Source organism: Aeromonas sobria, from assembly GCF_006243315.1.
Classification (GTDB): domain Bacteria; phylum Pseudomonadota; class Gammaproteobacteria; order Enterobacterales; family Aeromonadaceae; genus Aeromonas; species Aeromonas sobria_A.
This window is the reverse complement of the sequence record NZ_NKWE01000031.1, coordinates 112,493-138,389: the sequence shown is the minus strand read 5'-3', so window position 1 is coordinate 138,389 and position 25,897 is coordinate 112,493. Positions and strand designations below refer to the sequence as shown.

The 25,897-nt window shown below is 59.5% G+C and carries 22 protein-coding genes and 2 pseudogenes; 6 read left to right on the top strand and 18 right to left on the bottom strand.

Annotated elements, in window-relative coordinates; translation table 11 throughout:
• Positions 1–81 precede the first annotated feature (81 nt).
• On the bottom strand, positions 82–1,146 hold the full coding sequence (locus CF137_RS10890; protein ID WP_139719002.1) for a 3-deoxy-7-phosphoheptulonate synthase: 1,065 nt from the start codon (positions 1,144–1,146) through the stop codon (positions 82–84).
• Positions 1,147–1,290: 144 nt separating this feature from the next.
• Here CF137_RS10890 and CF137_RS10885 point away from each other — a divergent pair, with 144 nt between their 5' ends.
• A complete protein-coding gene (locus CF137_RS10885) occupies positions 1,291–1,671 on the top strand; it encodes a diacylglycerol kinase (protein ID WP_139719001.1) in 381 nt (126 codons plus the stop codon).
• A gap of 210 nt (positions 1,672–1,881) precedes the next feature.
• On the opposite strand, the gene serA is transcribed toward CF137_RS10885, so the two are convergent.
• From serA to CF137_RS10865, 4 genes are all read right to left on the bottom strand, one after another.
• Positions 1,882–3,114 (bottom strand): phosphoglycerate dehydrogenase, encoded by a 1,233-nt coding sequence (gene serA / locus CF137_RS10880; protein WP_042018849.1) that lies wholly within the window; start codon positions 3,112–3,114, stop codon positions 1,882–1,884.
• A gap of 207 nt (positions 3,115–3,321) precedes the next feature.
• Positions 3,322–3,975, bottom strand: a complete 654-nt coding sequence (gene rpiA, locus CF137_RS10875; protein ID WP_098969773.1) for a ribose-5-phosphate isomerase RpiA — start codon at positions 3,973–3,975, stop codon at positions 3,322–3,324.
• A gap of 161 nt (positions 3,976–4,136) precedes the next feature.
• Positions 4,137–4,733, bottom strand: a complete 597-nt coding sequence (locus tag CF137_RS10870) for a 5-formyltetrahydrofolate cyclo-ligase (protein ID WP_101315291.1) — start codon at positions 4,731–4,733, stop codon at positions 4,137–4,139.
• Positions 4,734–4,980: 247 nt separating this feature from the next.
• Positions 4,981–6,315, bottom strand: a complete 1,335-nt coding sequence (locus CF137_RS10865) for a Na+/H+ antiporter NhaC family protein (RefSeq protein WP_101315289.1) — start codon at positions 6,313–6,315, stop codon at positions 4,981–4,983.
• Between the two features lie 331 nt (positions 6,316–6,646).
• Here CF137_RS10865 and dapB point away from each other — a divergent pair, with 331 nt between their 5' ends.
• Positions 6,647–7,459 (top strand): 4-hydroxy-tetrahydrodipicolinate reductase, encoded by an 813-nt coding sequence (dapB, locus tag CF137_RS10860; RefSeq protein WP_139719000.1) that lies wholly within the window; start codon positions 6,647–6,649, stop codon positions 7,457–7,459.
• Between the two features lie 349 nt (positions 7,460–7,808).
• Here the strand turns inward: dapB and CF137_RS10855 are convergent, their stop codons facing one another.
• Complete coding sequence (locus CF137_RS10855) at positions 7,809–8,120, bottom strand: hypothetical protein (protein ID WP_139718999.1); 312 nt, start codon at positions 8,118–8,120, stop codon at positions 7,809–7,811.
• On the opposite strand from CF137_RS10855, the gene carA reads away from it, so the two are divergent.
• From carA to CF137_RS10840, 3 genes are all read left to right on the top strand, one after another.
• Entirely contained in the window at positions 8,112–9,248 is a 1,137-nt protein-coding gene (gene carA, locus CF137_RS10850) for a glutamine-hydrolyzing carbamoyl-phosphate synthase small subunit (RefSeq protein WP_139718998.1), read from the top strand. The two genes, CF137_RS10855 and carA, sit on opposite strands and share 9 nt — an antisense overlap.
• 16 nt (positions 9,249–9,264) lie before the next feature.
• Complete coding sequence (gene carB, locus CF137_RS10845; protein WP_101315284.1) at positions 9,265–12,489, top strand: carbamoyl-phosphate synthase large subunit; 3,225 nt, start codon at positions 9,265–9,267, stop codon at positions 12,487–12,489.
• Positions 12,490–12,793: 304 nt separating this feature from the next.
• Positions 12,794–13,945: a DUF1615 domain-containing protein gene (locus CF137_RS10840; protein WP_139718997.1), complete on the top strand. Its 1,152-nt coding sequence runs from the start codon at positions 12,794–12,796 to the stop codon at positions 13,943–13,945.
• Positions 13,946–14,004: 59 nt separating this feature from the next.
• On the opposite strand, the gene CF137_RS10835 is transcribed toward CF137_RS10840, so the two are convergent.
• From CF137_RS10835 to CF137_RS10825, 3 genes are all read right to left on the bottom strand, one after another.
• Entirely contained in the window at positions 14,005–14,862 is an 858-nt protein-coding gene (locus tag CF137_RS10835) for a nuclease-related domain-containing protein (protein ID WP_139718996.1), read from the bottom strand.
• A gap of 23 nt (positions 14,863–14,885) precedes the next feature.
• On the bottom strand, positions 14,886–15,593 hold the full coding sequence (locus tag CF137_RS10830; protein WP_139718995.1) for a phospholipase D family protein: 708 nt from the start codon (positions 15,591–15,593) through the stop codon (positions 14,886–14,888).
• A gap of 386 nt (positions 15,594–15,979) precedes the next feature.
• Complete coding sequence (locus CF137_RS10825) at positions 15,980–16,903, bottom strand: autotransporter domain-containing protein (protein WP_240038545.1); 924 nt, start codon at positions 16,901–16,903, stop codon at positions 15,980–15,982.
• Positions 16,904–17,166: 263 nt separating this feature from the next.
• Between CF137_RS10825 and CF137_RS10820 the strand changes: the two genes are divergently transcribed.
• Positions 17,167–18,042, top strand: a complete 876-nt coding sequence (locus CF137_RS10820) for a flagellar protein MotY (RefSeq protein WP_172956238.1) — start codon at positions 17,167–17,169, stop codon at positions 18,040–18,042.
• A gap of 303 nt (positions 18,043–18,345) precedes the next feature.
• On the opposite strand, the gene gloA is transcribed toward CF137_RS10820, so the two are convergent.
• The 9 genes and pseudogenes from gloA to rsxA all read right to left on the bottom strand — a co-directional run bounded on the left by gloA (position 18,346) and on the right by rsxA (position 25,873).
• Positions 18,346–18,759, bottom strand: coding sequence for a lactoylglutathione lyase (gene gloA, locus CF137_RS10815; RefSeq protein ID WP_033137974.1), 414 nt, complete (start codon positions 18,757–18,759; stop codon positions 18,346–18,348).
• A gap of 56 nt (positions 18,760–18,815) precedes the next feature.
• A pseudogene (locus CF137_RS22500) lies at positions 18,816–18,918 on the bottom strand (endonuclease III); the annotation flags it as partial.
• Positions 18,919–18,930: 12 nt separating this feature from the next.
• A complete protein-coding gene (nth, locus tag CF137_RS10810) occupies positions 18,931–19,572 on the bottom strand; it encodes an endonuclease III (protein WP_139718994.1) in 642 nt (213 codons plus the stop codon).
• A 13-nt stretch (positions 19,573–19,585) separates the two neighbouring features.
• Positions 19,586–20,362 carry an electron transport complex subunit E gene (locus CF137_RS10805; protein ID WP_414731099.1) on the bottom strand — a complete coding sequence of 259 codons (777 nt, stop codon included), beginning with the start codon at positions 20,360–20,362 and terminating at the stop codon, positions 19,586–19,588.
• Positions 20,363–20,377: 15 nt separating this feature from the next.
• Entirely contained in the window at positions 20,378–21,010 is a 633-nt protein-coding gene (gene rsxG / locus CF137_RS10800) for an electron transport complex subunit RsxG (RefSeq protein ID WP_139718993.1), read from the bottom strand.
• A gap of 153 nt (positions 21,011–21,163) precedes the next feature.
• A complete protein-coding gene (gene rsxD, locus CF137_RS10795; protein ID WP_139718992.1) occupies positions 21,164–22,216 on the bottom strand; it encodes an electron transport complex subunit RsxD in 1,053 nt (350 codons plus the stop codon).
• A 694-nt stretch (positions 22,217–22,910) separates the two neighbouring features.
• A pseudogene (gene rsxC, locus CF137_RS10790) lies at positions 22,911–24,696 on the bottom strand (electron transport complex subunit RsxC); the annotation flags it as partial.
• A 14-nt stretch (positions 24,697–24,710) separates the two neighbouring features.
• Positions 24,711–25,289 carry an electron transport complex subunit RsxB gene (rsxB, locus tag CF137_RS10785; protein ID WP_101315266.1) on the bottom strand — a complete coding sequence of 193 codons (579 nt, stop codon included), beginning with the start codon at positions 25,287–25,289 and terminating at the stop codon, positions 24,711–24,713.
• 2 nt (positions 25,290–25,291) lie between these two features.
• Complete coding sequence (rsxA, locus tag CF137_RS10780) at positions 25,292–25,873, bottom strand: electron transport complex subunit RsxA (RefSeq protein ID WP_005337600.1); 582 nt, start codon at positions 25,871–25,873, stop codon at positions 25,292–25,294.
• Between the last annotated feature and the right edge of the window lie 24 nt (positions 25,874–25,897).

Below are 25,897 nucleotides of genomic sequence, written 5' to 3'. Positions count from 1 at the left end.
CACGTAATTGGGACATAGCCTAAAGAAAAGGGCCGGATATCACGGATATCCGGCCCTTTTTGCATCTTGGGTAACGCGGGGTTAGCGAGCCTGTTTGCTCAGGCGCACCTGCGCGGCCTCGGCCAGCATGGCCAGCAGGGTTTCGGTGTCGCTCCACGACAGGCAGGCATCAGTGATGCTCTGGCCAAAGGTGGCCGCGCAGCCGTTCTCCACATCCTGACGCCCTTCCACCAGGAAGCTCTCGGCCATGATACCGGCGATGCCGGTGCGGCCGCGGCGCAGCTGATCGCAGATATCTTGCGCCACCAGCAGCTGACGACGGTGATCCTTCATGCTGTTGCCGTGGCTGAAATCGACCACCAGACGCTCCGGCAGCCCCACATCGGCCAGCGCTTCGCACGCTTCATCGACACTGGCGGTGTCGTAGTTGGGGCGGTGGCCGCCACGCAAGATCACATGACCAAAGGGGTTACCGGCGGTGCGGTAGATGGTCATTTTGCCGTCCTTGTCCGGTGAATAGAAGATGTGGCTGTGACGGGCGGCGCGCACCGCATCGATGGCGATGCGGGTATTGCCGTCGGTGCCGTTCTTGAAGCCGACCGGGCAGGAGAGGGCCGAAGCCATCTCGCGGTGTACCTGGGATTCGGTGGTGCGTGCGCCGATGGCGCCCCAGGTGATGAGATCGCTAATGTACTGGCCGGTCACCATATCGAGGAACTCGGTGGCGGTGGGCATGCCGATCTCGTTGATGTCGACCAGCAGCTTGCGCGCCAGTTTCAGCCCTTCGTTGACGTCGAAGCTGCCATCGAGGCGCGGATCGTTGATCAGCCCTTTCCAGCCGACGATGGTGCGCGGCTTCTCGAAGTAGGTGCGCATCACGATGCAGAGGCTCTCTTTATACTGCTCGCGCAGGGCATTGAGGCGACGGGCATATTCGTGGGCGGCGACGGGATCATGGATGGAGCAGGGGCCGACGATGACCAGCAGGCGCTGATCCTCTCCGGCCAGAATGGCTTCCACTTCGCGACGGGCATCCAGCAGATTCTGGGCAATGGCATCGGTGATTGGAAACGCATGTGCGAGCTCGCTCGGAGTGATCAGTGACTCCAGGCGACGGGTGCGCAATTCATCTGTGTGAATGGACATACAACTCAAGTCTCGAGTGGGTGGTGTCAGCCGCAAGGGGCGAAAAAGCAAAGAGATAAAATAAAGCAAAAGTCGCCTGATTGAAACCTTGGGGGGCTCTGATAGGATGTGAGGCCAAAATTGATTCCAAATGAGGTAGATAGCGTGGCAAAGCCAGGGGCAACCGGGGTCACCCGCATCATCAACGCAACCGGTTACAGCATGAAGGGGCTCAAGTCAGCCTGGATTAACGAGGCGGCGTTTCGGCAGGAGCTGATGTTGATCCTGTTGCTGATGCCGCTGGCCTTCTGGGTTGGCGACACCCTCAACCAGATCCTGCTGCTGGTTGTGATCAGCTGGTTGGTGGTGATCGCCGAGATCCTCAACTCTGCCATCGAGGCGGTGGTCGACCGCATCGGCGCCGAGCATCACGAGCTCTCCGGCCGCGCCAAGGATCTCGGCTCTGCTGCGGTGTTTATCGCGCTGGCCCTCAATGGGCTGGTATGGGGCGCGCTGGCAGGCCGAAATCTGCTGGGCTGGTGGTAATTCAGATCTGGTTTTCTATCGCGTATTTGCCCTCTCCCTTTGGGAGAGGGCAGGGTGAGGGAGATATCTTCCCCCCCCCTCATCCCCAGCCCTTCTCCCGCAAGGGGAGAAGGGGGCAAAAGAGCAAAGACGCGGAGGTGCGTTGAGCATCGCATCATAAAAAAGCCCGTCATCATGACGGGCTTTTTGCTGGGCCGATAAACGGGTTTATCAGTGGAGGATGCGGGCGCGGATGGTGCCGTTGATCTCTTTGAGCTTGGCCAGCGCCTTCTCGCTGTGCTCGGTCTCCACGTCGATCACCACATAACCGATATGGCTGCTGGTCTGCAGGTATTGACCGGCGATGTTGATCCCCTCTTCGGCGAAGATCTGGTTGATCTGGTTCATCACCCCCGGCTGGTTGCGGTGAATGTGCAGCAGGCGGCTGGAGCCCTTGTGGCCCGGCAGCGACACTTCCGGGAAGTTGACGGCGGAGAGGGTGGAGCCGTTGTCGGAGTATTTGATCAGTTTGTTTGCCACTTCCAGCCCGATGTTCTCCTGCGCTTCATGGGTGGTGCCACCAATGTGTGGCGTCAGGATGACGTTCTCCAGCCCACGGAGCGGGCTTTGGAACTCCTCGTCGTTGGACTTGGGCTCAATGGGGAAGACGTCGATGGCGGCACCGGAAATATGACCACTCTTGATCATGTCAGCCAGGGCATCGATATCCACCACAGTACCGCGGGCGGCGTTGATCAAGATGGCGCCCGGTTTCATCATCCGCAATTGCTCGGCGCCGATCATATCTTTGGTGGAGGCGGTCTCCGGTACGTGCAGGCTGATGACGTCGGACATATTGAGCAGCTCGACCATACTCGGCACCTGAATGGCGTTACCCAGCGAGAGCTTGTTCTCGATGTCGTAGTAATAAACCTTCATGCCGATGCTCTCGGCGATGATGCCAAGCTGGGTACCGATGTGGCCGTAGCCGATGATGCCGAGCTTCTTGCCACGGGCTTCCACCGAACGATTGGCCAGTTTTTCCCACACGCCGCGATGGCACTTGGCGTTCTTCTCGGGGATGCCGCGCAGCAGCAGCAGGATCTCACCCAGTACCAGCTCGGCCACCGAGCGGGTGTTGGAGAAGGGGGCATTAAACACCGGAATACCGCGGATCTGGGCCGCTTCCAGCTCAACCTGATTGGTGCCGATACAGAAGCAGCCGATGGCGACCAGCTTGTTGGCGGCATCCAGCACCTTCTCGGTGATCTGGGTGCGGGAGCGCAGCCCGATGAAATGAACGTCGCGAACCTGCTCGATCAGCTCCTCTTCGGAGAGTGAGGTCTTGAGATACTCCACACTGGTGTAACCTGCGCCGCGGAGGGTCTCTACGGTATTGGGATGAACCCCCTCCAGCAGCAGCACCTTGATTTTATCCTTGTCCAACGAAAACGTGGCAGTCATGACGATCCCTCTATGTGTGAAGCGTAAGTGCAGATTTGGTGTGCGAAGAAAACCGTAAAGTAGCAAAAACGTTCGGGAGAGGGAATATTTGTGACGAAAGTCAAATTCTTTGAAGTTATCAACGATTGTTGTAAACATTCGTTTGCAACTTGTTGAGGGGTAAATAAAAACGGCGCCATCAGGCGCCGTGTTTCAGCCGGGGGGTAATTACTGGATAACCACGCCATCCGGGGTGCCGATCACCACCACGTCTGCGCCGCGTGCGGCGAACAGGCCGTTAGTGACCACACCAACGATGGCATTGAGCTGTACTTCCAGCCCCTTGGCATCGGTAATGGCCATATCCTTCACATCCAGGATGATGTTGCCGTTGTCGGTGACCACACCTTCACGCCACACCGGGTTGCCGCCCAGTTTGCGGATCTCGCGGGCCACGTATTCGCGGGCCATCGGGATCACTTCTACCGGCAGTGGGAACTGGCCCATCACCTCAACGGTTTTGGTGTTGTCGATGATGCAGATGAACTTGTCGGCCACGGCGGCGACAATCTTCTCGCGGGTCAGGGCTGCGCCACCGCCCTTGATCATGTCGCGGGTGCCGTTGATCTCGTCGGCGCCATCCACATAGACGGAGAGCGCGTCGATGTCGTTGAGATCATACACTGTGATGCCGAAGCCCTTGAGGCGCTCGGTGGAGGCCACGGAGCTGGATACCGCCCCCTTGATCTCGTCCTTCATGGTCGCCAGCGCGTCGATAAAGTGGTTGACGGTAGAGCCGGTGCCCACCCCGACGATGGTGCCGGGAACCACGTACTTGAGCGCAGCCCAACCGGCCGCCTTCTTCATTTCATCTTGAGTCATGATCGTTCCTTAAGAAAAAAGCGGGCGCATTATATCCAACCCTGTACCCCGTCGCGACCTTGTTGCTCACGTTCCGGGGCAAAAAGCAGTGCGTGGTAAATCGTTTGCCTGTTTATTCTGCGTTTGCGCGCACAAAGCCGGGTCAGCCGGCTAAACACCGCCTATTCAAAGCGCCAGCAGTGGCTCGGGGTGATGATCTGGGGCAGTGGCACATCCCACTCCTCTTGCGGTACCGCCTCCACCTGCTGGCAGTCGTGGGCAATGCCCAGCGGCTTGGGGCCCAGCTTGTGCTCATGCCAGATGGCGAGGGTGCGATCGTAGTAGCCGCCACCCATGCCAAGGCGATTGCCTGCAGCGTCGAAGGCGACCAGCGGAGTGCAAATCAGGTCGAGGGTGCTGTGGGGCACCACCTGCAGGATATCCAGCTCCGGCTCTTCGATGCCGTAGCGGTTGCGCACCATGGGGCTGGTGGCGGTGTAGCGCAAAAAGAGCAGGTGACCCGGGGTAAAGGGGTGGAGCACCGGCAGGTAGACCTCTTTGTGCTGGGCCCACAGCCAGTGGATGGTGGGCAGGGGGTTGATCTCCCCGTCATTGGCCAGATAGAGGGCAATGCGTTTGGCGGCGAGGATCTCGGGGTGCTGCTTGAACTGGGCCAGCAGCTGTTGGGCTGCCTCTTGTTGCTCGGCCGGACTCAGATTTTTGCGGCGTTGACGAACCAGTTGGCGCAGGGATTGACGTTCGGGTTGGGACTCATGCATGGGGAACCTCTGGTATAGCTGCGCATCGATGGCTTGAACGCGCTCTACCTTAGCACATTCACTCTGGACGTTAAGGGGGGGGGAGACAGGGGCTGCGGTGCAGCCCCTGTTGCTGGCATGTCGCCATGCCAGCGTCTGATGTTATTGCTTGTCAGCCTTGCCGCGCATCTGGTGCTTCACGAACACGGCAATCAGTGCCGCCACAGCCAGTGCTAATCCTGTGTAGAAGCGCATGGGCGTTATCCTGTTACTTGTCAGCCTTGCTGCGCATCTGGTGCTTCACGAACACGGCAATTAGCGCCGCCACAGCCAGCGCCATCGGGTAGAAACTCATGCTCACCACGGCCAGCGGCGACATCGCGAAGATGGAGCCCAGCAGCAGCGCCTGTGCGCCCCAGGGGATCAGACCCTGGATCACGCAGGAGAAGATATCGAGCATGGAAGCGGCGCGGCGCGGGGTGACCCCGTGGTGCTCGGCCAGATCCCGGGCCACCTTGCTGGCGACGATAATGGCCACAGTGTTGTTGGCGGTGCAGAGGTTGGTGAGGCTCACCACCCCGGCGATGCCGAGCTCGGCCGCTTTCTCGTTCTGTTCACCGTTGTGCTCGCGGGTGAAACGGGCAATCAGGGCGCTGATGCGCTCGCTGATCCAGGCCAGCCCACCCTGACGCTCCATCAGGGCGCCGAGGCCACCGATCAGCATGGAGAGCAAGAAGATCTCCTGCATGCCGGTAAAGCCCTGATAGATATCCTTGCTGAATTGACCGATGGCGTAGCCGTTGACCATGCCCACAGTACCTGCGGCCAGAATGCCGATCCCCAGTACCACGAACACATTCACCCCGGCGAGCGCCAGCCCCAGAATGAGCAGATAGGGCATTACCTTGACCAGCTCGATGGCGTTGCCGTTGGCAGGGGCTTCACCCACTGACCCCAGGGTCAGATAGAGCAGGATCACCGCGATGGCGGCAGGAGCGGCAATCTTGAAGTTCTCGCGAAACTTGTCCTTCATCTCGCAGCCCTGACTGCGGGTGGCCGCAATGGTGGTGTCGGAGATGATGGAGAGGTTATCGCCAAACATGGCGCCGGAGAGAATGGTACCCGCCATCAGTACCGGATCAATACCAGCCGCCTGTGCCACGCCCAGCGCCACCGGCGCCACGGCACCTATGGTGCCCATGGAGGTACCCATGGCTGTAGCAATAAAGGCAGAGATCAGGAACAGCCCGGGCAGCAGCGCCCAGCCGGGGATGAGCGACAGACCGAGCGCCACGGTGGCATCAACGCCGCCGGTGGCCTTGGCCACGCTGGCAAAGGCGCCCGCCAGCAGATAGATAAGGCACATCGCCATGATGTTGCTGTGGCCGACCCCCTTGAAGAAGGTCTCCAGATTGCTGTTGAAGCCCTCCTTGCCAAGCAGCAGGGCGAGCATCACGGCAGGCAGGGCCGCCACGGGAGCGGGCAGCTGATAGAAGGCGAATTCGACCCCTTGCAGGGTCAGCCAGGTACCGGTACCGATAAAGAGTGCGAGAAAAACCAGGAGTGGCAGCAAGGCCCTGGCACTGGGTTGGATCTGGATCATGTGTTCCTCTGAAATTGAACAATGACCTCCTGTCATGCGCTGCTTTATGCCGTTATCGAAGATAAAAAGGGGAAAACAGGGCGGGCATCCTGCCGCATTGGGAGGCCACAGTAGTGACTCACCCCTTTCCGGTCAAGGTAGACGTCCAGACGGATAGGTGTTTTTGTCTGGTGATTTTGTCACTTTGATTAAATCCGTTAAATGTTCGGATTAAATGAAATATTTCGTTGATTTGTCGGAGTGCTTGGCTGCTGCACTGTGGGCTTTTCAAAGCAGGCTCAGGCTGGTAAAACGGTCTCTTTCCATAATTAAAAGTGATGAGAGGGTGGAGATGGACAATCCGATCCGTGTGGCCGTGATGGGCTGTAATGGTCGTATGGGCAAGGTGCTGCTGGAGGCCATCACCAATACCGATGGCGTGGTGGTCGGTGCGGCGCTGGAGCGCCCCGGTTCTGTGGTGATCGGGCTTGATGCCGGTGAGCTCAACGGGCTGGGCCATCTGGGCGTGGCGATCAGCGACAGCCTCGACAAGGTGCGTGACGCATTTGATCTGATCATCGACTTCACCCGCCCCGAGGTGACCCTGGCCAATCTGGCCTTTGCGTTGGCCCACCACAAGCAGATGGTGATCGGCACCACCGGCTTTGACGAGGCAGGCAAGGCGGCGCTCAAAGAGGCGGGCCAGCAGATCGGCATCGTGTTTGCGTCTAACTATTCGGTCGGGGTCAATCTGGTGTTCAAGCTGCTGGAGCAGGCCGCCAAGGTGATGGGGGATTACACCGACATCGAGATCATCGAAGGTCACCACAGGCACAAGGTGGATGCACCGTCCGGTACCGCGCTCTCTATGGGCGAGGTGGTGGCCAAGACGCTCGGACGTGACTTGAAAGAGTGCGCCGTCTATGGCCGCGAGGGGATCACCGGCGAGCGGGATCGCAACACCATCGGCTTTGCCACCATCCGCGCTGGCGATCTGGTGGGGGAGCACACCGTGATGTTTGCCGATATCGGTGAGCGGGTGGAGATCAGCCACAAGGCCTCCAGCCGTCTGACCTTCGCCAATGGTGCGGTGCGGGCGGGCAAGTGGCTTAGCCAGCAGCGAGCCGGTCTATATGACATGCAGGACGTGCTCAATCTGAAGTGATCGACCTGATGCATCTGTTGTGAACCACCCCGGCTTGCCGGGGTTTTTACTGTCCAGCAATAGCATTAATGTAAAAATGGTAGCTTTGGCGCTGATTTTGCCTGAGTTATGATAAAGAGGCTATTTTACTTGTTCTGCCAGATCGTCCCTCCCAAAATGTCATCGTCAGGTAACGAAGTTGAGTGGCATTTTGGCTCTCTCTGCGATTTTTTTACAGATCACCGAAAAGACTAAAAATTCAAACAAAGAAAAACGTTTTCTATTTTTTCGGTGCAATCTATTGCCATTAAAATGGCGTTATTCTCCTTTTTATATTTTTTGTGTAAATTGTAACTTGTTGTTTTAGATATTAAATAAGTCTGATTTTGTTGTTATTGAAGGTTTGATTGCCTCTTTTGATGGTGGTTTTTTCTTTTCTTTCACTAATAGGGGTTGCAAAGGCGGTTAGTGCATAGATAATGGGTAAAGTTGCTTTTTTATTGAATTTAGATGCATTCAATCTGAGAAAAGACGTTGAATTGCCACTTTTTTTAAGTAAAATGCGCCCAATTTGCCAGAAATCTGCCGGTTTTGAGCCCTGTTTGAGACAGGGGCTGAGCCCGCAACACCCAGGTAAGTTGCTGAATTTAAAGCTAAATAACTGGAGGTTGTCTTGAATCACACTGCATTGCTAGTGCTGGAAGATGGAACTGTGTTCAAAGGCGTGTCGATAGGCGCCGAGGGATGTTCCGTTGGTGAAGTGGTTTTCAATACGTCGATGACGGGCTATCAGGAAATCCTCACCGATCCCTCTTATTCCCGTCAGATAGTCACCCTCACTTACCCCCATATAGGCAACACCGGCACCAACAGCGAAGATGAAGAGTCCAGTCAAATCCACGCTCAGGGATTGATCATCCGGGACCTTCCGATACTTGCCTCCAATTTCCGCAATCAGCAATCCCTCTCCGATTACCTCAAGTCTCATAACATCGTTGGCATCGCCGACATCGACACCCGCAAACTGACCCGCATCCTGCGCGAGAAAGGCGCCCTGGCTGGCTGCATCCTTGCAGGTAAACAGGTTGATGAGGCTCATGCCCTCGAACAGGCCCGCGCCTTCCCCGGTTTGAAGGGGATGGATCTCGCCAAAGAGGTTACGGTTGGTGAGGCGTACAACTGGACCGAAGGGAGCTGGCAGCTTGGCAAGGGGCACATCACCCCGGATGCTGACCAGCTCAAATACCACGTGGTGGCCTATGACTTCGGCGTCAAGCGCAACATCCTGCGGATGCTGGTTGACCGTGGCTGCCGCCTGACCGTGGTACCGGCCAAGACCCCGGCCGCCGAGGTGCTGGCGATGAATCCCGATGGCATCTTCCTCTCCAACGGCCCGGGCGACCCCGCGCCGTGCGATTACGCCATCGAGGCCATCAAGACCTTCCTCAATACCAACACGCCGGTATTCGGCATCTGTCTGGGTCACCAGCTGCTGGGTCTGGCCTCCGGTGCCAAGACCGTCAAGATGAAGTTTGGCCACCACGGTGCCAACCACCCGGTCAAGAGCCTCGATGACAACACCGTGATGATCACCGCCCAGAACCACGGTTTTGCGGTGGACGAGCAGACCCTGCCGGATTGCCTGCGCGCCACTCACGTCTCCCTGTTCGACGGCTCCTTACAAGGCATTCACCGCACCGACCGTCCGGCCTTCAGCTTCCAGGGTCACCCCGAAGCGAGCCCGGGCCCGCACGACTGTGCCGGTCTGTTCGACCACTTTATTGAATTGATCAAGCAGTATCGCGCTTAAGAGGAAAAGAGAAGCCATGCCAAAACGTAACGACCTACAGAGCATCCTGATCCTCGGCGCCGGCCCCATTGTTATCGGCCAGGCCTGCGAATTTGACTACTCCGGCGCCCAGGCCTGCAAAGCCCTGCGCGAGGAGGGCTACCGCGTCATTCTGGTGAACTCCAACCCGGCCACCATCATGACCGACCCGGAGATGGCAGACGCCACCTACATCGAGCCCATCACCTGGGAAGTGGTGCGCGAGATCATCAAGAAAGAGCGCCCGGATGCCGTACTGCCCACCATGGGCGGCCAGACTGCGCTCAACTGCGCGCTGGATCTGGAAAAACACGGGGTGCTGGCCGAGTTCGGGGTCGAGATGATCGGCGCTACCGCCGACGCCATCGACAAGGCCGAAGATCGCCGCCGCTTTGACATCGCCATGAAGAGCATTGGTCTGGAGTGTCCGCGCGCTGGTATCGCCCACAACATGGAAGAGGCGTGGGGCGTGCAGCAGATGGTCGGCTTCCCCTGCATCATCCGCCCCTCCTTTACCATGGGCGGCTCGGGCGGCGGCATCGCCTACAACACCGAAGAGTTCGTCGAGATCTGCGAGCGCGGTCTGGATTTGTCGCCGACCAAAGAGCTGCTCATCGACGAGTCGCTGATCGGCTGGAAAGAGTACGAGATGGAAGTGGTGCGGGATCGCAACGACAACTGCATCATCGTCTGCACCATCGAAAACTTCGACCCCATGGGCATCCACACCGGTGACTCCATCACGGTCGCGCCAGCCCAGACGCTGACCGACAAGGAGTTCCAGATCATGCGCAACGCCTCCATGGCGATACTGCGCGAGATCGGCGTCGAGACCGGCGGCTCCAACGTCCAGTTCGGTATCAACCCGAAAGATGGCCGCATGGTCATCATCGAGATGAACCCGCGGGTGTCGCGCTCCTCTGCGCTGGCCTCCAAGGCGACCGGTTTTCCCATCGCCAAGATCGCTGCCAAGCTCGCCATTGGTTACACCCTCGACGAGCTGATGAACGACATCACCGGCGGCCGCACTCCGGCCTCCTTCGAGCCGGCCATCGACTACGTGGTCACCAAGGTGCCGCGTTTCAACTTTGAAAAATTCGCCGGTGCCAATGACCGCCTGACTACCCAGATGAAATCCGTCGGCGAAGTGATGGCCATTGGCCGCAACTTCCAGGAGTCCCTGCACAAGGCGCTGCGCAGCCTCGAGACCGGCAAGACCGGCTTCGACCCCATGGTTGACCTCAATGCTCCGGACTCCCTGACCCGCATCCGCCACGAGCTGCAGGACGCTGGCTGCGACCGTATCTGGTACATCGCCGATGCGTTCCGCGCCGGTCTCTCCATGGATGGCATCTTCAAGCTGACCAAGATTGACCCCTGGTTCCTGGTGCAGATTGAAGACTTGGTGAAGCTGGAAGAAGAGGTGAAAGAGCGCGGCATGGCCGGTCTCGATGCCGACTTCCTGCGCGCCCTCAAGCGCAAAGGCTTTGCCGATGCCCGTCTGGCCAAGATCCTCGGCGTGGCCGAAGGTGAAGTGCGCAAACTGCGTGCCCGCCACAACATCTTCCCGGTCTATAAGCGGGTCGATACCTGCGCCGCCGAGTTCGCCACCAACACCGCCTACATGTACTCGAGCTATGACGAGGAGTGCGAAGCGGCCCCGAGCAACCGTGACAAGATCATGATTATCGGCGGCGGCCCGAACCGTATCGGTCAGGGTATCGAGTTTGACTACTGCTGCGTCCACGCCGCGCTGGCCCTGCGCGAAGACGGTTACGAGACCATTATGGTCAACTGCAACCCGGAGACCGTCTCCACCGACTACGACACATCCGACCGTCTCTACTTCGAGCCGGTGACCCTGGAAGATGTGCTGGAAATCGTGCGCATCGAAAAACCCAAGGGCGTTATCGTCCAGTACGGTGGCCAGACCCCGCTGAAGCTTGCGCGGGCATTGGAAGCCAACGGCGTGCCGATCATCGGTACCAGCCCGGATGCCATCGACCGTGCCGAAGACCGCGAGCGCTTCCAGTCTGCGGTTGAGCGTCTGGGCCTCAAGCAGCCGGAAAACGGCACCGTCACCGCGTTGGAGCAGGCCGTGCTGACCGCCGAGCGGATCACTTACCCGCTGGTGGTACGCCCCTCCTACGTATTGGGTGGCCGCGCCATGGAGATCGTCTATGACGAGACCGACCTGCGTCGCTACTTCGCCGAGGCGGTGAGCGTCTCCAACGAATCGCCGGTACTGCTGGACCGCTTCCTGGACGATGCTACCGAGCTGGACGTGGATGCCATCTGCGACGGCACCGATGTGGTCATCGGCGGCATCATGGAGCATATCGAGCAGGCCGGTATCCACTCCGGTGACTCCGGCTGCTCCCTGCCTCCTTATACCTTGTCCAAGAAAATTCAGGACGAGATCCGTGAGCAGGTGCGCAAGCTGGCACTGGAACTCGGTGTGGTCGGCCTGATGAACGTGCAGTTTGCGGTCAAGGGCGATGACATCTACCTCATCGAAGTGAACCCGCGCGCCGCCCGTACCGTGCCGTTTGTCTCCAAGGCGACCGGTGCTCCGCTGGCCAAGATTGCCGCCCGCGTCATGGCTGGTCAGTCGCTGCAACAACAGGGCTTCACCAAAGAGATCATCCCGCCCTACTACTCGGTGAAAGAGGTGGTACTGCCGTTCGCCAAGTTCCCTGGGGTTGACCCGCTGCTGGGGCCAGAGATGCGCTCTACCGGTGAAGTGATGGGGGTGGGCAACAGCTTTGCCGAGGCCTATGCCAAGGCCCAGCTGGGTGCCAGCCATGCGGTGCCGAAAGAGGGGCGCGCGCTGTTGTCGGTGCGTCACAGCGACAAGGCGCTGGTGGTGGATTTGGCCGCCAAGCTGCTGGAGCTGGGCTACGAGCTGGATGCCACTCACGGCACCGCAGTGGCGCTGGGTGAAGCGAGCATCAACCCGCGCCTGGTCAACAAGGTGCACGAGGGTCGCCCGCACATTCTCGACCGCATCAAGAATGGCGAGTACACCTACATCGTTAACACCGCCGAAGGGCGGGTGGCGATCCAGGACTCCAAGCAGCTGCGCCGCGCCGCCTTGCAGCACAAGGTGGCTTATACCACCACCATGAATGAGGCGTTTGCCACCTGCATGGCCATCAGCATGGATGCCACCGCCAACGTCAACTCGGTGCAGGAGCTGCATCAGCGCGTGAAAAACCGCTAAGGAGTTTGCAGCGGGCATCAGCCTGACTTGCCAGACGACCAACCCCCGCCAGCAATGGCGGGGGTTTCTTTTTATCCGCCGCTGACAGTTCGGTTCGGGACGAGTGAGCCATTGAGGAAGGTCATGACTGCTGCATCGCAGACAGCGGATGGCGCGTGGGGCGGCAAAAGTGGGCAAGGGGAGGGCGCAGAGGCGAGAGCGGGTTTCAACTGCCGCAGGCAATCCTCTACAATGGCCTCACTTTGCTTGTCAGTGCAGCGCCACAGGCGCTGCCTGAAGTGGTCAACCCAAAATGGAAATGCTTATGACCGCAGTGCCTTCATGTCGTCTTATTGCCCTCAGTGTTGCCTTGCTGCTGGCCGGTTGTGCCAGTGATCCCGCCTCCGCCCCGACCAAAGAGGCGAGCGTTAGCGCCCCCAAGACACCGCCTGCCATGCAGCCGCGCAAACCGGCGGACATGAAGAGCCGCATTGTGACGTTTTTGCCCCGCAATGTGGTCGATAAACAGGGGTGGGCCAGCGATGTGGTGACGGCGCTCACCACCCAGGGGGTGACGGTCAATGATCACAACGTTTGCTCCGTGCTGGCGGTGGCGGAGCAGGAGGCCACCTATCAGGCCGACCCTGTGGTGCCGGGCCTTGGCAAGATCGCCTGGAAAGAGATCAACTCACGGGCGGCCAAGCTGCTGATCCCCGAATTTATGGTGCGGGCTGCGCTCTCCATCAACTCGCCCACCGGCAAGAGCTACGCCGAGCGCATCGACAAACTGCGCACCGAGCGGGAGATGAGCGAGATCTTCGAAGACATGATCAGCATGCTGCCGATGGGCAAGACGCTGTTTGGCAACCTCAACCCGGTGCATACCGGTGGCCCGATGCAGGTGAGCATCGCCTTTGCCGAGGCCAACGCCCGTGGCTACCCCTATCCCGTCAAGGATTCCATTCGCCACGAAGTCTTTACCCGCCGTGGCGGCATCTGGTTTGGCACCAAGCACATCTTCGGCTATCCCGCCGACTACCCAGATACTCTCTACCGCTTTGCCGACTTCAACGCCGGCTGGTACGCCAGCCGCAACGCCGCCTTTCAGGCCGCAGTCAGCCGTTTGAGTGGCAAAAATCTGGCGCTGGACGGGGATCTGATCCGCTATGACTCGGATCTGCCGGGCAACACCGAGCTAGCCGTCTACACCCTCGCCAACCGGGTCAATATGAGCAAACAGGCGATCCACCAGAGCCTGCGCAAAGGGGACACCGCCGAGTTTGCCGAGACGGACCTCTACCATCGCGTCTTTACTCTGGCCGACCAGCAAGCAGGCAAGCGCCAACCCCGCGCCATCCTGCCCGGCATTCAGCTAAAGAGCCCCAAGATCACCCGCAATCTCACCACCGCCTGGTTTGCCAAGCGGGTGGATGACAGGGAGCAACGCTGCGTGCGGCAGATGGCGACCATTCGCTAAGAAAAACAACAAGGGCGGCCAATTGGCCGCCCTTGATGCTTCCACAGGTGCAAGGAGGTTTATCTCTCCTCTGCTCGTAGCGTGATGATCTGCCGACATGTCGGATAACCGCTGCATCCCCAGAACTGCTCACCCTTGTTGCTGCCGTGGCGTGCTGTTCGTAGCACCATGGCATTGCCACATTTCGGGCAGTGTTGCTGAGTGTGGCTAGCTTCAGCAGGCTCGGGGATCATCTCTCTTGCCACGCTTGCTGGGTTGTTACGGGAAGAGGGCGTGGCAGGTTGGCTGTGACGCGCTTTTAGCTGCGCCACATGCTGTTTATGGGTCTGCCAATTGGCGGCCAGTCGTCCCCGCTGGATGGTGTCGATCACCCGAGTGACCTCGGCTGGGGTCAACACCTGTATGGTGTTGCCCTTGATATAGCGAATAAGCCCGCGGTTCATCACGTTCTCCGGCATCGGAGTTTTAAAGGTGCAGTCGCCAATAAAGTAGATGACCGAGTGGAGTTGCTGATCCGCCAGCCCGAGCAGGGATTTGAGTGTCATCAGATGCAGATAGTTCTGGCGCAGCGGGTTTTGAAAACTGTGCCTGCGGCGATAGATCTGCTGGGTCCAGCTCTTATGGGCAGGATTGCCAAATATCCACCCCTTGATGTTTTTGGTCTCAATGACAAACACCCCGAAGCGCGAGACGAGCACATGGTCGATCTGGGTGGTGCCCTGCGGGATTGGCAGTGTCACATTCTTGATCAGGTGGTACTCCCGCTTGTCGAGAAAGAGCCGGATACCGAGATTGATAAAGGCCTCCCCGATCATCCCCTTGAACCAGGGGGTTTTGATCAGGGTGGCAAGCAACAGCAGGGGCAGCAGATACCAGAGCTGGCCCAGCAGAACCGTAATAACGGGTGTGAAGTCCATTTCACATTTATCCAATCAGTGGATTAGAGGGGATTCATGGTCTCTGGCCAGAGGAAATAAGGGCCAAATTTGGGGCTCATTCTAAATTCCCCTCCTTCCTCTTTTCCTTTGGCGGTCAGGTAATGCTTGCTGTCACGCAGCTCAAGCAAGCCGTGAGTCACCATTTTTTCCAGCAACTCATTGGTTTTGATCCCCCATTTTTGCGCCAGTTTGGATGAGGTCAGTTTTTCAGTGGCTGACTCATTTTCGTTGGCAGAAGGCTGTTGGGTTTCGGCTTCACTGACAACCCGTTCAAGGGATATGCGGACTTCATCACTGACCCGGATAATCCGTTGGGCCTCATCGTAGGCATCACGGTAAAGGTCATGATCTTCCGAACGCTGGATCAATACTCCCATCTCGTTGTTATTGACCTGACTGAACTCGTAGAGATTGAGGCTGGTGACAATGCAAAGCTCTTCATTGAGATAGCACTTGGCATGGAGGTTTTTGCAAAAGCTGGTACGAATGTAGGTAAGCTCTTTGAGCCAGCTTATCTCTTCCGGTTGCAGCTCGCTTTTGCCATAGACGATCCGCACATCGATCTTGAGACGGTTCTTGTCGGTGAGCAGCTCCTTGATCCTGTCGTTGAGCTTGAGAAAGGGGCTGATCAGGATCAGGCGCTCTTTGGCATCTTTGATAAGTTCTTCAAGAAAATAGTTGGTTGCGCTGGTATTCAAAAACTTGGCCATGGCAAAAATCTCTATCCCTGTGGTGTAACTGGTGGCGCAAATACTTGGCTGGTGCTCGGCAGGCCATCTCCATTCTGGGCGGCGTGATTACCCAGCCAGTGTGGCTGGCAATCGACATCGTGGCTCTATGTGGATGATGGGGGCCAAACTGAGCCATTCTACCCATTCCATCGGCGTGAATATGTGACTGATTGCACTAACTCTGTGACAAGGCTGGATTTTTCGGGGCGGGCTGTGGCTGATGGCAAATTACAGGTGCAAAAAAGCCCCTTGGCGGGGCTTGGTGTCTGGCAAGACATGTGTCGGGGTTATCAATCGAACGGGATGCGGCCGCTGTGGCTCGGCATGACCTGATTGCCATCGATAGGCAGGCACAAAATAACGGCTTAGAAGCTCATGGCCAGCCCGATGGAGTAACCGCTGGTGTTGTGGCTGAACATATAGCGGGCGACCAGACGGGTGCGGCTGACGATGATGTCGTATTTGCTGCTGTCGAGCTCCAGCCCCAGCCCCAGGGAGTTCAGCGAGTTGAAACCGAGCTGGCCGCGCTGCTGGCCGAGGTATTCGGTGCGCGCCCCCTCCATCACATAGCGCAGCGGGCGATCGAGCAGGGTCCAGTCAAACACCGGGGCCCGGCGGCGCAGATAGAGGCCGATGTTCTCCGCCTCGGCGCTGCCGCGTACGCTCTCCGTGGTGTTGCCAAAGCTCTGCAGGTGCTGGTAGGAGTAGCGCAGCTCGGCATCGATATCCTGCGTGTTAGAAAAAAGCTCATAGTCGAGCATCAGTGCCCCCCCCAGCCCGTACATATTAAGCTGACCACCGTCGAGAAAGTCCAGCGAGTAGCCCGTCTTGCGATCCAGCAGCCAGTTGCCGATCCGCAGATCGCTGGCCATGGTGCCCAAAGAGATGTTAGCGATGGGGCGCAGCACCCAGTGCCCACCACGCTGGTCTTCATGGAGGGCGATATCCCAGCCGACTCCGCCAGAGGCGGTCACGCTGTTCCATTTGGTCGGAAGGGTGCGACTCTCGGTGCCGTTGCTCACTACGAACTGGGGATCGTAGCGGCTAAAGCCGATCGCCCCTTCCAGATAGATGGGGACCGCTTCACTCATGGTGGCGCCACCACCGAGCTGGGTCATGTTGAGGGCGGCTGATTGACCAGTGCCGCTACCGATATCGAGGTTGCTGGCAGTGATGTCGGGCACCACAGAGAAGGCCATCAGCGAGAGCACCGCATTGGCGCGATCTTGCGCCCACTCCTGATCCTGGGTCGCGCCATGGACGGCGCTGCCGGCTAGTGCCAGCAGCATCAGCCACAACATCTGCAATAAAGAGGAGAAGGGTCGGAGCATGAGCGTGATTCCCGATACGCGGCGTCTGGTTGCCCTGGCTTTACTGTAGCGAGCTTCCCGCCGGTTGGCACGGGGTAAAGAGGGGGAATGAGCGTCGCTTGCGGTCGGTTGCCGCTGGGGGCAAGCCTTTGCCACACCGGCGGCAGCCCCTTGCAGTTTGTTGCTAAAGCTTGTGGCCTGGCCGCCGATATCTCTGATGAGATCGTGTGGAGGGCAGGCAATTGAACGCTTGGGTGTTAGGGTTGGTCAGCATATCCGTGAGTATGCAGTTACAGGCTGGGGTGACCGAATTCGGTGCCGGTCTGGATCAATCCGTCTGGCGTTTGACCTCTGATACCCAGATTGAGTGTCGCCTCGAGCACCCCATTCCCAACTGGGGATCAGGGGCCTTTGTCAGCCGCGCCGGGCGCAAGATCAACCTCGACTTCGAGCTCAAGGGCAAGCGGCCGCAGGCCCAAACCCAGACGGTGAGCCTTGGTATCATGCCACCGATCTGGCGCCCCGGCATCGCCGGGCGAGAAGTGAGCCAGCTTCACTTCTATCAGCAATTTGATGGGCTGGTGGAGGGGCAGACTGCCTGGACCATGCTCGACGAGCTGGAAGGGGGGAGCATGCCCACCTTCCAGTATCGGGACTGGTATCGTCAGAACCGCGCGGTGCGGGTGTCGCTTTCGTCAGTCAACTTTCGAGTGAAATATCAGGCATTTATCGACTGTCTGAGCGGGCTTTTGCCCTACAGCTTCAACGACATCGCCTTTAGCGTGCTCACCTACGACAAGAACAGCGATCAGCTCTCTATCGCCTCCAAGCGGCGGCTGGCGATGATCAGCGAGTTTATCAAGGCGGACAAGAGCATCGACGTGGTGGTGATCGACGCCTACAGCGACAGCTACGGCGGCCGCTGGCCGAACCAGAAACTCTCCGAGAAGCGGGCCGATGCCATCAAGAAGGTGTTTGTCGATCTGGGGCTGGAGCCCGGCAAGGTCTCGGTGGAGGGGCACGGCGAGAAGCAGCATGTCGCCTCCAACGAAACCGAGCAGGGGCGCGCCAAGAACCGGCGAGTGGTGATCAGCATGGGGCGCAATGGCGAGATCTAGCTTTGCGGCCCAGTCAGACAAGCATAAAAAAGAGCGCACAGGCGTAATGCAAGTCAGTTAAGAGAATTTGAGTCCCAACCCGCGGGGTATAAGGGCTAAAGAGTGAGGGAGGCATGATGCCTCCCTCTTTTTATTGCATGCCAGTCAGGACAAGGGTTGGAGCCAAATTGACTCTTTAATCATGGAGCCGCTTTTTATATTCAACATATCGAATATTTAGTCATAAAAATGCTTAACTGACTGGCATTAAGCGCACAGGCGCTCTTTTTTGATCCTGCCATCCGGCAGTGGGAGTCGGGTCGATTAGACGCTGTCACCCAAGCCAGTACCGGCATCTTTCTTGGCGATCAGTTCAATCTTGTAACCGTCGGGATCTTCGACGAAGGCGATGACGGTGGTGCCACCCTTGACCGGGCCCGGCTCGCGGGTGATCTTGGCACCGGCGGCGCGCAGGGCATCGCAGGTGGCATAGATGTCGTCCGCTTCCAGCGCGATATGGCCGTAAGCAGAGCCCAGTTCGTACTCGCTCACCCCCCAGTTGTAGGTCAGCTCGATCACCGCATCGTCTTTCTCGTCACCGTAACCCACGAAGGCCAGGGTGTACTTGTACTCGCTGTTCTCGCTCTTGCGCAGCAGTTTCATGCCGAGCACGCGGGTGTAGAAGTCGATGGAGCGTTGCAGATCGCCGACACGCAGCATGGTATGCAGAATTCTCATTGCTCAGTTCTCCGGGTTGGTGATGTGTACTGCTTTCAATCTCGGTTGCGAGGCTATCAGCTCTCTGGATAGACCTTCTCTTTGTATTCGCACAACTCTTCGATGATACAGGAACCACAGCCGCAGATGTTTGCGAGCGAGACAGGTATGGCGGTGGTGGCACCCGGTCACTCAGTTCTCTGGATAGACCTTCTCTTTGTACTCGCACAAGTCTTCGATGATACAGGAACCACAGCGCGGCTTGCGAGCGAGACAGGTGTAACGCCCGTGCAGGATCAGCCAGTGGTGGACATCCAGCTTGAACTCGGCGGGCACCACTTTCAGCAGTTTCTCCTCCACCTGATCCACGTTCTTGCCTACCGCAAAGCCGGTGCGGTTCGAGACCCGGAAGATATGGGTATCGACGGCGATGGTGGGCCAGCCAAAGGCGGTGTTGAGCACCACGTTGGCGGTCTTGCGGCCGACGCCCGGCAGGGCTTCCAGCGCTTCGCGGTTCTCCGGCACCTCGCCGCCGTGGCGCTCCAGCAGGATGGCGCAGGTCTTGATGGCGTTCTCGGCCTTGGTGTTGAACAGGCCAATGGTCTTGATGTAGCTCTTGAGCCCGTCCACCCCGAGATCGAGCATTGCTTGCGGGGTATTAGCCACCGGATAGAGTTTGTCGGTCGCCTTGTTGACGCTGACATCGGTCGCCTGCGCCGAGAGCAGCACGGCGATCAACAGCTCGAACGGCGAGTTGAAGTTGAGTTCTGTGGTGGGGTGGGGATTGTTTTCCCGCAGCCGCTCCAGGATTTCTCTGCGTTTCTGGTTGTTCATGCCTTGCGTCCGATCATAGCTCGGTCGCCCGGACACGGGCCGGGGCAACGTTGCAGTGGGCCCCATTACTGTGAACCAGAGTGGTCGCCTGTTTGCGATCCCGCCAGTCATTGATGGCGTTCTTGGCGGCGATCAGCAGCCCCAGCCCGATAAAGCCGCCCGGCGGTAAAATCGCCAGCAGCAGGCTGGCATCGGCGTGGAACAGTTCGATGCGCAGGGACTTGGCCCACTCGCCCAGCAGCAGCTCGGCGCCATCAAACAGGGTGCCCATGCCGATGATCTCGCGCATGCCGCCCAGTACCAGCAGCACCAGAGTAAAGCCAAGGCCCATCATCAGGCCGTCGAGGGCTGCCAGCAGCGGCGGGTTCTTGGAGGCATAGGCCTCGGCGCGGCCGATGATGATGCAGTTGGTGACGATCAGGGCGATAAAGATGCCGAGCGCCTGATAGAGGCCATAGGTGTAGGCGTTCATCAGCAGCTGCACGCTGGTCACCAGCGAGGCGATGATCATTACATAGACCGGGATGCGAATATCCTTCGGCACCCAGTTGCGCACCAGCGAGACGGCGAGGTTGGAGCAGACCAGCACCGCCATGGTGGCAAGGCCGAGCCCCAGCGCATTGGTAAAGGTGGAGGAGACAGCGAGGGTCGGGCAGAGCCCCAGCACCTGCACCAGCGAGGGGTTGTTCTTCCACAGCCCCTGACTCATCAGCTCCTTGAGCTCGCCCTTGCGGCTTTCCAGCTCGGCAATCGGGGCTGCGCCCGTTTCAATCTGTTCCATCTCGTTCATGACGGCTCGACTCCGTTAGTGCGCCGCCGGACAAGCCGGGGCGTTGCTGAGCAGTTCGGGTTGCTCCTGCTGCAGTTGCAGCAGGTTTTTCACCGCCTTGACCACGGCCCGTGGGGTGATGGTAGCGCCGGTAAAGGCATCGTACTCGCCGCCATCCTTCTTCACCGCCCACTGGGGCTCGTTGTCATGGGTCAGGAATTTTCCGGCAAAGCTGTTGATCCAGTCCGATTTTTTCAGCTCGATCTTGTCACCGAGGCCAGGGGTCTCGTTGTGAGCGAGCACTCGCACGGCGGTGATGGTGCCCTTGGCATCAAAACCGGCCACGATGCGGATCGCCCCGCTGTAACCATCCGGCGCGATTGCCTCCAGCGCATAGCCGGTCACCACGCCATTCTTGCTGGCGGTATAGAGGGCCTGCGGCTGATCACTGCCGAGATATTTCCTGCTGGTCACCTGTTTGCAGCTGGCCACCAGATCGTTGTCATAGCTCCCCTCCGGCAGCAATACCGAGAGGGTCTGCTGCTTCTCCAGCTGTTGCTGGTGGGCGATTTTATCCTTGGTTAGCTCGTTGGTCAGTACCACCAGTGCGGTACAGCCCAGCGCGAACATCGCCAGAATAAGGCCGTTCTTGCGCATGCTCTTTAACATGTCCGGGCTCCGTCAGCTGTGATGGGGAAAGAGGGCAGAAACATCATTGGCGACGGGCTCCGTATACCTTCGGGCGAGTCAGTGTGTCGATAAAAATGGGCAACGCAGAGGTTGGCCAGCGGCTTTCGACACATTTCGGCGTTATCGACTGGGTCATTGGCGACGGGCTCCGTATACCTTCGGGCGAGTCAGGCTGTCAATAAACGGAACGCAAAGGTTGGCCAGCAGCACGGCGAAGGCGAAGGCATCCGGATAGCCGCCAAAGCGGCGAATGATGTAGACCAGCACCCCGATCAGCACCCCATAGACCAGCCGGCCGCGCGGCGTGGTACAGGCACTGACCGGATCGGTGGCGATAAAGAAGGCCCCCAGCATGGTGGCGCCGCTAAAGAGATGGAAGATGGGGGTGGCGGTCGCATCCGGGCTCACCAGATAGCCGATGGTGGAGGCCGCCAGCAGGGCACCGAGGATCGCGGTGGGAATGCGCCAGTTGATCACCTTCTGTTGCAGCAGGAACAGGCCGCCCAGCAGATAGCCGAGGTTGACCCAGCTCCAGCCGATGCCGCCCCAACCCTCAAACAGCGGGCCGTTCAGGATTTCGCCGGTGGTGAGCCCCTGGGTCAGGCCGGTTTTCAGGGTATCGAGCGGGGTCGCCATGGTGAGACCATCCACTCCCTGCTTGAGCTGGGCCATGCTGTAGCCGTCGAGGCTAAAGCCGGTGAAGATGGCCGACGCCGCATCACCAAAGCCGAGGCTGTAGGCCCGCACGCTCTCTGGCGGCAGCCAGCTGGTCATCTGCACCGGGAAGGAGACCAGCAGCAGCACGTAGGCGACCATGGCAGGGTTGAACAGGTTCTGGCCCAGTCCGCCGTAAAGGTGCTTGGCGACGATGATGGCAAAGGCCGTGCCCACCACCAGCATCCACCACGGCAGCAGCGGCGGCAGGGAGAGACCGATCAGCACGGCGGTGAGCGCCGCACTGCCATCCATCAGGGCTGGCTTGATGGCGCGGCCACGGAGCTTGAGTACCAGCGCCTCGCACGCCAGCGCAGTCACCAGCGCCAGCAGGATCTGGATAAAGGAGCCCCAGCCGAAGAACCAGGTCTGGGCCAGCAAGCCCGGCACGCAGGCCAGAATCACCAGCAACATCAGGGTTCGGGTCTGTTTGCGGTTATGGGCAAACGGCGCAGTCGCAATATTGAACATGAGTCTGTCGATTACCTTGTGGTTGTTCGGTCGGCTGACGGGGCATCTTCAGCGGCGGTCTCGGCTGCCTCGGCCGCCAGCTTCTTCGCCTTGGCGCGGGCCACGGCGGCTGCAATGGCCGCTTTTTTCGGATCAACCGGGGCATCAGCCGCAGGGGCGCTCGCTTCAGGAGCCTCTGCTACGGCAAGTGGTTGCTCACTGCTAGCGGCGTCGGTTTGCTCCGGCTCAGCACTGGTACTCTCACCCTGCTGTGCCAGTTTCTTTGCTTTGGCACGGGCGATGGCTGCAGCGATAGCGGCCTTCTTGGGATCGACCGCTTCGCTGGCCGCAGATGGCGCAGTGCTTTGGGTTGCAGCGGATTCGCTGGTGCCTGCGGTTGCAGTCAGATCGCCCTCAGCGCTGTCACCCTGCTGGGCGGCCTTTTTGGCCTTGGCCCGGGCGATGGCAGCAGCAATAGCGGCTTTCTTGGGGTCAACTGCTTCGCTGGCAGCAGATGGCGCATCACCTTGCGTGCCTGCGTCGGCTACCGCGCCGTTGGCGGCGCTTACCGGCTCGCCACTGGCCTCGGCCTTTTTGGCTTTGGCACGGGCGATGGCGGCGGCAATCGCCGCTTTTTTCGGTTCAACCTCTGCCTTTTGCTGATCAGCATCTACCGCAGGTGCAGCAAGGGTTTCGGCAGCAGCAGGCTCGGCGCTATCGCCAGCTTGTGCGGCTTTCTTGGCCTTGGCCCGCGCCAGTGCGGCGGCGATGGCCGCTTTTTTGGGATCGTTGGCGGGGTCAACCGCCTCGGCGGGTTGCGGCGCAGTGGCGGCAGTTTCGCTATTTGCACTCTCCGCCAGTTTGGCGGCGCGGCGCGCTTCCGCTTCCCGTTTGCGGGCTTCGCGGGCGGCAATCACGGCGCTGTTGTCAGGCAAGCCCTCGGCCGAGGCCGCAATGGCGGTGATGGGCGCATCCTGCTTGGCCTTGATGCGAGCCAGCGCAGCAGCCACCGGATCTTCACCCCCGGCGGCCGTCATGGTTTGACGGCGCTGGGCGGCGGCTTCGGCGTGACGCGCTTCGCGGGCGGCTTTCTCCCGCTCGAAACGGGCCTGCTTGGCCTCGAAACGCTGTTTGGCGCGTTCGGCTTTTTCGGCCTCGGCACGGGCTTCGCGAATGTCGTCTTTGGCGATCTTGTAGTACTGCACCAGCGGGATCTCGCTCGGGCAGACCCAGGCGCAGGCGCCGCACTCAATGCAGTCCATCAGGTTGAGCTTCTCGGCCTTGTCATACTCCTTGGCCCGGCTGTACCAGTAGAGCTCTTGCGGCAGCAGGGTGGCGGGACAGGCATCGGCGCAGGCGCTGCAACGGATGCAGGCTTGCTCCGGGCCGGGGGCGGGCAGTTCGGCCTGCGTCGGCGCCAGCAGGCAGTTGGTGGCCTTGACCACCGGCACCATGGCGTGGGGCAGGGTAAAGCCCATCATGGGGCCCCCCATGATCACCCGCTGCTCCGCTTCCGGTTGCAGCTCGAAACGCTGCAACAGCCAGCGCACCGGCGTACCGAGGCGCACCCAGGCGTTGCCGGGCTTTTTGAAGCTGTCGCCGGTGAGGGTGACGATCCGCTCGATCAGCGGCTCGCCGTCAATGATGGCGCGCTTGATGGCAAACACGGTGGCGACGTTGAGCACCATGATGCCGATATCGACCGCGCGGCCGCCCTTGGGCACCTGACGACCGGTCAGCAGCTCGATGGTCTGCTTGGCACCGCCGGAGGGGTACTTGGTCGGCACCGTCTTGACCAGCACATCTTCGTCGGTGGCGTGGCGGGTCAGCTGCTCGATCGATTCTGGCTTGTTGTCTTCAACCCCGATCAGGGTCAGCTTGGGTTTGAGCAGGTGCTTGAGCACCCGGATGCCATCCATGATCTCGTCAGCGTACTGCTGCATCAGCCGATCATCGGTGGAGATATAGGGTTCGCACTCCAGCCCGTTGACGATCAGGATCTCGGTGAGCTGACCGCGGCCGTCGAGCTTGCTGTGGGTCGGGAATACGGCGCCGCCAAGGCCCGCTACCCCCGCCTGCTGGATGCGCTCAAGCAGCTCGCCTCGCTCCAGATTCCAGTAATCGGCTTTGCCATTGCGCTCGCCCCAGGCATCTTCGCCATCGGGGGTGAGGATGACGCAGAGATCGTCGAGCCCGGAGGGGTGGGCCACCGTGTGGTTGCCAATCTCGGTGATGGTGCCCGAGGTAGAGGCATGCACCGGCACCGTGCGCCCTTTGGCGTAACGGGTCAGCGGCTGGCCTTTTTTGACCTTGTCGCCCACCTGCACCAGCAGATCGCCGGCGGGGCCAGCGTGCTGGCGCAGCGGAATAATGAGGCGCGGCGGCAGACCGGCGTTCACCACCGGGCTCTGGCTCGATTGCAGCTTGTTGTCGGCGGGGTGAATGCCGCCGTGAAAATCCCAGAGCGTGCCGGCTTTGATTCGTTCGAGTAAGGAATGCATGGTTGCTCCGCTGTTTATTCCACTATCTTGACCGGAATCTTGCCCGGAACATGCACGTTATTGAGATCCCACTTCCAGTTATCGACCGTGGTGGGCAGCGGGATCATCTCGATGCAGTCGGTCGGGCAGGGATCAACACAGAGATCGCAACCGGTGCACTCGTTGGCAATCACGGTATGCATCGCCTTGGTGGCGCCGACGATGGCATCCACCGGGCAGGCCTGAATGCACTTGGTGCAGCCGATGCACTGATCTTCGTGGATAAAGGCGACCTTCTTGACCGGCACCGCGGCCTCGTCACTGCCCCCCAGCGGCTGGGGCTCGACCCCCATCAGATCGGCAATTTTGCGCATGGTGGCCTCACCACCGGGCACGCACTTGTTGATCTGATCGCCGTTGGCGAGCGCCTCGGCGTAGGGTTTGCAGCCGGGATAACCGCACTGGCCACACTGGGTCTGGGGCAGCAGGGCATCGAGCTGATCGACGATAGGGTCTGCTTCCACATGAAACTTGACGGCGGCAAAGCCCAGGATAATCCCGAACGCCAGCGCCAGCAGGGTGAGCACCAGAATGGCAAAGAGAATATGGATCATGGTTATATCTTGATTAGGCCGGTAAAGCCCATAAAGGCCAGCGACATCAGACCGGCGGTGATCATGGCAATCGACACCCCGCGAAACGGCGCGGGCACATCGGCGGCGACCAGACGCTCGCGCATGGCGGCGAACAGGATCAGCACCAGCGAGAAGCCGGTGGCGGCGCCAAAGCCGTAGATCACGCTCTGGATAAAGTCGTGTCGCTCATTGATGCTGAGCAGCGCCACCCCGAGCACCGCACAGTTGGTGGTGATCAGCGGCAGGAAGATCCCCAGCAGGCGATAGAGGGTCGGGCTGCTCTTGCGCACCACCATCTCGGTAAACTGCACTACCACGGCGATCACCAGAATAAAGGCGAGGGTGCGCAGATAGGCGATATCCAGCGGCAGCAGGATATAGTGCTCCACCAGATAGGAGCTGGCACTGGCGAGGGTCATCACGAAGGTGGTCGCCAGCCCCATGCCGATGGCGGTTTCCAGCTTGCCGGAGACCCCCATAAAGGGGCAGAGGCCGAGGAATTTCACCAGCACGAAGTTGTTAACCAGCACGGTGCCGATCAATAAAAGCAGGTACTCAGTCATCAATTACCGTCACTGAAAGTCGGG

What these genes read in the sequence shown, in the direction of transcription:
- gloA (WP_033137974.1), bottom strand. Translation starts at nt 18,759, where the DNA reads ATGAGAATTCTGCATACCATGCTGCGTGTCGGCGATCTGCAACGCTCC.
- CF137_RS10835 (WP_139718996.1), bottom strand. Translation starts at nt 14,862, where the DNA reads ATGGACTTCACACCCGTTATTACGGTTCTGCTGGGCCAGCTCTGGTAT.
- CF137_RS10865 (WP_101315289.1), bottom strand. Translation starts at nt 6,315, where the DNA reads ATGATCCAGATCCAACCCAGTGCCAGGGCCTTGCTGCCACTCCTGGTT.
- carB (WP_101315284.1), top strand. Translation starts at nt 9,265, where the DNA reads ATGCCAAAACGTAACGACCTACAGAGCATCCTGATCCTCGGCGCCGGC.
- CF137_RS10890 (WP_139719002.1), bottom strand. Translation starts at nt 1,146, where the DNA reads ATGTCCATTCACACAGATGAATTGCGCACCCGTCGCCTGGAGTCACTG.
- CF137_RS10830 (WP_139718995.1), bottom strand. Translation starts at nt 15,593, where the DNA reads ATGGCCAAGTTTTTGAATACCAGCGCAACCAACTATTTTCTTGAAGAA.
- CF137_RS10825 (WP_240038545.1), bottom strand. Translation starts at nt 16,903, where the DNA reads ATGCTGCTGGCACTAGCCGGCAGCGCCGTCCATGGCGCGACCCAGGAT.
- rsxG (WP_139718993.1), bottom strand. Translation starts at nt 21,010, where the DNA reads ATGTTAAAGAGCATGCGCAAGAACGGCCTTATTCTGGCGATGTTCGCG.
- CF137_RS10840 (WP_139718997.1), top strand. Translation starts at nt 12,794, where the DNA reads ATGACCGCAGTGCCTTCATGTCGTCTTATTGCCCTCAGTGTTGCCTTG.
- rpiA (WP_098969773.1), bottom strand. Translation starts at nt 3,975, where the DNA reads ATGACTCAAGATGAAATGAAGAAGGCGGCCGGTTGGGCTGCGCTCAAG.
- CF137_RS10805 (WP_414731099.1), bottom strand. Translation starts at nt 20,362, where the DNA reads ATGAACGAGATGGAACAGATTGAAACGGGCGCAGCCCCGATTGCCGAG.
- rsxA (WP_005337600.1), bottom strand. Translation starts at nt 25,873, where the DNA reads ATGACTGAGTACCTGCTTTTATTGATCGGCACCGTGCTGGTTAACAAC.
- nth (WP_139718994.1), bottom strand. Translation starts at nt 19,572, where the DNA reads ATGAACAACCAGAAACGCAGAGAAATCCTGGAGCGGCTGCGGGAAAAC.
- CF137_RS10870 (WP_101315291.1), bottom strand. Translation starts at nt 4,733, where the DNA reads ATGCATGAGTCCCAACCCGAACGTCAATCCCTGCGCCAACTGGTTCGT.
- dapB (WP_139719000.1), top strand. Translation starts at nt 6,647, where the DNA reads ATGGACAATCCGATCCGTGTGGCCGTGATGGGCTGTAATGGTCGTATG.
- rsxB (WP_101315266.1), bottom strand. Translation starts at nt 25,289, where the DNA reads ATGATCCATATTCTCTTTGCCATTCTGGTGCTCACCCTGCTGGCGCTG.
- serA (WP_042018849.1), bottom strand. Translation starts at nt 3,114, where the DNA reads ATGACTGCCACGTTTTCGTTGGACAAGGATAAAATCAAGGTGCTGCTG.
- rsxD (WP_139718992.1), bottom strand. Translation starts at nt 22,216, where the DNA reads ATGTTCAATATTGCGACTGCGCCGTTTGCCCATAACCGCAAACAGACC.